The organism is Stenotrophomonas sp. 22692 (assembly GCF_052045015.1).
GTDB lineage: Bacteria > Pseudomonadota > Gammaproteobacteria > Xanthomonadales > Xanthomonadaceae > Stenotrophomonas > Stenotrophomonas geniculata.
Window position 1 is genome coordinate 1 of record NZ_JBQEMR010000082.1, and the last position, 2,576, is coordinate 2,576.

2 protein-coding genes are annotated in these 2,576 nt (G+C 67.3%); both read left to right on the top strand.

Annotated elements, in window-relative coordinates; translation table 11 throughout:
- Positions 1–106: 106 nt before the first annotated feature.
- Positions 107–796 (top strand): glutathione S-transferase, encoded by a 690-nt coding sequence (locus ACTJJM_RS21190; protein ID WP_049483112.1) that lies wholly within the window; start codon positions 107–109, stop codon positions 794–796.
- A gap of 32 nt (positions 797–828) precedes the next feature.
- A complete protein-coding gene (locus ACTJJM_RS21195; RefSeq protein WP_349744380.1) occupies positions 829–2,394 on the top strand; it encodes a protein adenylyltransferase SelO in 1,566 nt (521 codons plus the stop codon).
- Positions 2,395–2,576 lie beyond the last annotated feature (182 nt).

Consider the following 2,576-nt stretch of genomic DNA (forward strand, 5'->3'; position numbering starts at 1 on the left):
CCCCCCCCCCCCCCCCCCCCCCCCCCCCCCCCCCCCCCCCCCCCCCCCGCTACATGGGGCATGCAGCCATCGCGGTACGATGGGGGCCTCCCCAAGGATCATCCCCATGCGCATCGTCCATCACCTGGAAAACTCCCGTTCCCTGCGTGTGCTGTGGATGCTGGAGGAGCTGGGGCTGGACTACGAACTGCGCCGCTATCCGCGCGATCCGAAGACGCTGCTGGCGCCGCCGAAGCTGCGCAACGTGCATCCGCTGGGCAAGTCGCCGGTACTGCAGGATGGCGAGCTGGTACTGGCCGAGTCCGGTGCCATCCTCGACTACCTCGCGGATCGCTATGACACCCAACGCCAGCTGTCGCCGTCACCGATGCCGGCCGATGGCGCCGAGCGCATCGCCTACCGTTATTGGCTGCACTACGCCGAAGGCTCGGCGATGCCGCCGCTGCTGCTGACCCTGGTGATGGGCCGCATCCGCAACGCGCCGATGCCGTTCTTCGCCCGTCCGATCGCGCGCAGTATCGCCGACAAGGCCGAACGTGGCTTCATCGGCCCACAGCGGCGCCTGCACCTGGACTGGATGGAGCGCCGCCTGGCCGAAAGCCCGTGGTTTGCCGGTGAACGCTTCAGCGCGGCCGACATCCAGATGAGCTTCCCGATCCAGGCTGCGGCCGCGCGCGGCGGTGGTCTCGACGACAAGCCGGCACTGCGTGGCTTCCTCAAGCGTATCGGTGAGCGACCCGCCTACCAGCGTGCCGAGGCCCACGGCGGCCACCTGCAGGCGCTCAGCGGCAATTGAGGAGGGCGGCCGTCGCCCCCATCTTCAGCACCATGGATACCGACAGCCCCCGTTTCGACAACCGCCTGCTGCAGACCCTGCCGGGCGATCCCGAATCCGGCCCGCGGCGGCGCGAAGTGCTGGGTGCGGCCTGGTCGCCGGTGATGCCGACCCCGGTGACGGCGCCCACGTTGCTGGCCTGGTCGCCGGATGTTGCCGCGATGCTTGGTTTCGATACCGCTGAAGTCGAAAGCGAAAGCTTCGCGCAGGTGTTTGGCGGAAACGCGCTGTACGCCGGCATGCAGCCTTGGGCGGCCAACTACGGCGGCCATCAGTTTGGTCACTGGGCCGGCCAGCTCGGCGACGGTCGCGCGATCTCGCTGGGTGAACTGGTCGCGCCCGATGGCCTTCATTGGGAGCTGCAGCTGAAGGGGGCGGGGCCCACGCCGTACTCGCGCGGCGCCGATGGTCGCGCGGTACTGCGCTCGTCGATCCGCGAGTTCCTGTGCAGTGAAGCGATGCACCACCTTGGCGTGCCGACCACGCGTGCGCTGTCGCTGGTTGGTACCGGCGACGACGTGGTGCGCGACATGTTCTACGACGGCCATCCGCGTGCAGAGCCCGGCGCCATCGTATGCCGCGTGTCGCCGTCGTTCCTGCGCTTTGGTTCCTTCGAGCTTCCGGCATCGCGCGGGGAAACCGCACTGCTGCAGCATCTGGTTGATGCCTGCATCGCCCGCGACTTCCCCGAACTGCAAGGGCAGGGTGAGGCGCTGTATGGCGACTGGTTCGCGCAGATCGCGGTGCGCACCGCCGAGATGATCGCGCACTGGATGCGCGTCGGCTTCGTGCATGGCGTGATGAACACCGACAACCTGTCCGTTCTTGGTCTTACGCTCGACTACGGTCCCTATGGCTGGGTCGAGGATTTCGATCCGGACTGGACGCCGAACACCACCGATGCGCAGGGTCGCCGCTACCGCTTTGGCACCCAGCCGCAGGTGGCGTACTGGAACCTGAGCCGATTGGCACAGGCGTTGTCACCGTTGTTTGCCGATGTCGAACCATTGCAGGCTGGATTGGCTGCATACCAGTCCACCTTCGTGGCCTGCACGCGCCGCGATGCCGCAGCCAAACTCGGCCTGGCTGCGGCGGATGATGAAGACCTGCAGCTCTACCTGCGCTGGCAGCAGTTGATGCAGGACGGGGGTATGGACATGACCCTGGCCTGGCGTGCGCTGATGCGTATCGATCCGGTGGCACCGGATGTGGCGCTGCTGGATGCGGTGTACTACGACGAGGCGCGCCAGCAGGCGGTGCAGGCGCCGTTGCAGCAGTGGCTGCAGGACTATGCGGTGCGGTTGCAGGCCGATCCGCTGTCGGCCAGCGAACGCCTGGCGAAGATGACAGCGGCCAACCCGCTGTACGTGCTGCGCAACTGGCTGGCCCAGGAAGCCATCGATCGCGCGGAGCAGGGCGACCTCGGCGGTGTTCATGCGTTGCAGGACGTACTGCGCAATCCATACACCGAGCGTGCCGGTCTGGAACACTTCGCCAGCAAGCGCCCGGCGTGGGCCGACAATCGCGCCGGCTGCTCGATGCTGTCCTGCAGTTCCTGAGGGTGGGTTTCGGCAGGGCTGCGCCCTGCACCTGCAGAGGCAAGGGCCGAATCCAAAGCCAGAGCCAAAGCCAGAGCCAAAGCGGCTCTGGATTGTCGATGGTCTGGCGGGGCGGTGTGGGGCTGCAGGACACGCCGTAAACCCATCCTTGGGGGCTCGATGGCGCCATCCATGGCGCCAAC

What these genes read in the sequence shown, in the direction of transcription:
- ACTJJM_RS21190 (WP_049483112.1), top strand. Translation starts at nt 107, where the DNA reads ATGCGCATCGTCCATCACCTGGAAAACTCCCGTTCCCTGCGTGTGCTG.
- ACTJJM_RS21195 (WP_349744380.1), top strand. Translation starts at nt 829, where the DNA reads ATGGATACCGACAGCCCCCGTTTCGACAACCGCCTGCTGCAGACCCTG.